The sequence below is a fragment of the Mesorhizobium sp. M0500 genome (assembly GCF_040321165.1).
In the GTDB taxonomy this organism is placed as follows: domain Bacteria; phylum Pseudomonadota; class Alphaproteobacteria; order Rhizobiales; family Rhizobiaceae; genus Mesorhizobium.
Genome location: NZ_JAMYRB010000071.1, coordinates 1 through 2,076, shown reverse-complemented (window position 1 = coordinate 2,076; position 2,076 = coordinate 1). Strand labels below are relative to the sequence as shown.

Here is a 2,076-nt window from a genome sequence, read left to right as displayed (position 1 = left end):
CGACTTTTGCCTGGATGCTGCTTGAGCATCTGTCTGCCCAGCTCCGGCGCATGACCGAGCGGGTATTCGAATACAGCACTCTGGTCGTGCGAAAACGGCTGATCGTCGAGCTCCTGCATCGGGCGGAGAAAGCCGCACTCGTGGACGGCGAGGTGTCCATAAGCCCGGCACCGACGCATTCCGAGCTGGCGGCAACGATGAGCACGCACAGGGAAGCGGTCTCGCGCGAAATGAGCGACCTCGCGAAGAGAGGCCTGATCGAAAAGCGCGGCAGCAGGTTATTGCTGCATGACGTCTCGGCACTACGGGCGCTGGTCGACAAGAAGGAATAGCGAAGGCTGTCGCTGCGGCGGGGGGCACCGCACGTTTCATACTCCTCGGCCGCAAGTGATTATTCCTTCCGGGAAACCGGGCAACCTAGCGTGCCAGCGCGCGGGTCGGGCTTTGATCGCTTCACCCCTTGCAAGAATCATGACTCGGCTTCTTGATGCGGGCTCGGAACGTTATCCCCAGCCTGCTTGCAGACTTACAAGGGCGGATCGAAGGGTGAAGCCGCATGGACGTTAAATACCAAATCTTCGTCAGCTCGACCTATGCCGATTTGGTCGACGAAAGACGGTCGGTCATCGAGGCCGTTCTTAACCCTCGGGCATATTCCTGTGGGGATGGAGGCATTCCAAGCCAGCGACGACACTCAATGGGATTACATTAAGCGGCGCATCGATGACAGCGACTACTACGTACTCATCGTAGCAGAGCAGAGTTGAAGGGTAAGAGCTACACCCAGATGGAGTACGAGTACGCCGTCGCCCAAGGCGTGCCTACCGTGGCGTTTTTGCTCGAAGGCGGTGCTCGCAAGACGTGGGCCGCGGAAAAGGTCGAGTTCGAGAAAAAGGCCAAACTCGAGAGATTCCGAAAGCTGTATGAAAAGAAGCTCGTCAAATATTGGCGCAACAAGGACGATTTGGCGGGTAAGGTTGCGATGGCTATTAGACGTTATGACCGTGGTCTGAGCGGCGGCCCGCCCTTAGTCTTTGCAGCTGTTAAGCAAACGGGGGTTGCTCGGGAGTGCCGAGCCGAGCCCCAAGCGAAGAAAGGACGGGCCATGGAGCAAGATAACGTTTTTTACGTCGGTGTCGATGTGTCGAAAGCCAAGCATGCTGTCGCGATTGCCGAGGGCGGACGCGGTGGAGAGGTCCGGTATTTCGGCGAGGCGTTCCCCGCGCGTCGTCACCGCAACGTCGTAGCCGTGAAGCCGAACCGTGACGGTCGCGTCATCGTGAACAAGCGTCACCTCGCCAGTCATCGTGATCGTGTCGCCTTCGGACAGTTTCGCCATCGGCATCACCCTCGCAAAGGCCGCCGCTGAACTGGACGTGGAAAGCGCCATCATCGACGGTGAGATCGTCGTATTGAACGAGACTGGCCTGTCTGACTTCGGAGCCTTGCGGAAGCCATCACCCGACGCCAGCACGACCTCTATTCGTCGCCTTCGATCTTCTGCATCTCAATGGTCACGACCTGCGCGACATGGCGCTGGAGGACCGCCGCGAGATCCTTGCCGAGATGATCCCGGACGGTGGCCGTATCCAATTCAGCCAGGCGCTTCCCGGCGAGCCTAAGGCGATCTTCCACCTGATAGACCAGGCGGGGCTCGAAGGCATGGTGTCGAGGCGCAAGGACAGCAAATACCGGAGCGGCAATTCGACGGCTTGGCTCAAGAACAAGGCTTACAGCATCGATGAATACGAGTTGCTCGGCGCCGAGCGTGAACCCGGAAAGCCGGCTTTCGCCCTAATGGCCGAGCGTGGCACAGGACGCTATGTCGGGAGCGCCTTTATCACCTTGAACCGGGAGATGCGGGAACGCCTCTGGGAGCGCGTACAGGAGCATTCTGGGCCTGCGCCAAACGGGATGAAACGGCCGGCGACGCAATGGGTCAAGCCGGGGCTGATCGGCCGCGTGAAGCATCTCCGCGGCGAGGAGAATCCGCGCCATGCCTCGCTGCAGGATTTTCGGGAGGAAGACTAGGGTAAAACTCAGTCATTCTGGCTATGCCGCGAATGGCCGAGATGG

At 59.5% G+C, this 2,076-nt stretch carries 4 protein-coding genes and 1 pseudogene; all 5 read left to right on the top strand.

The features are described 5' to 3' along the window. A partial coding sequence (locus NKI70_RS33760) for a Crp/Fnr family transcriptional regulator (protein ID WP_352726435.1) occupies window positions 1-332 on the top strand: 332 nt, incomplete at its 5' end. Between the two features lie 224 nt (window positions 333-556). After that, a pseudogene (locus tag NKI70_RS33755) lies at window positions 557-637 on the top strand (DUF4062 domain-containing protein); the annotation flags it as partial. A 22-nt stretch (window positions 638-659) separates the two neighbouring features. Further along, window positions 660-767, top strand: a complete 108-nt coding sequence (locus NKI70_RS34170) for a DUF4062 domain-containing protein (protein ID WP_502898956.1) — start codon at window positions 660-662, stop codon at window positions 765-767. Next, window positions 764-1,369 (top strand): DUF4062 domain-containing protein, encoded by a 606-nt coding sequence (locus NKI70_RS33745; protein WP_352726440.1) that lies wholly within the window; start codon window positions 764-766, stop codon window positions 1,367-1,369. Before NKI70_RS34170 ends, NKI70_RS33745 begins: the two co-directional genes overlap by 4 nt. A gap of 161 nt (window positions 1,370-1,530) precedes the next feature. Further along, a complete protein-coding gene (locus tag NKI70_RS33740) occupies window positions 1,531-2,031 on the top strand; it encodes a hypothetical protein (RefSeq protein ID WP_352726432.1) in 501 nt (166 codons plus the stop codon). Window positions 2,032-2,076: the final 45 nt, after the last annotated feature.

What these genes read in the sequence shown, in the direction of transcription:
- NKI70_RS33740 (WP_352726432.1), top strand. Translation starts at nt 1,531, where the DNA reads ATGGCGCTGGAGGACCGCCGCGAGATCCTTGCCGAGATGATCCCGGAC.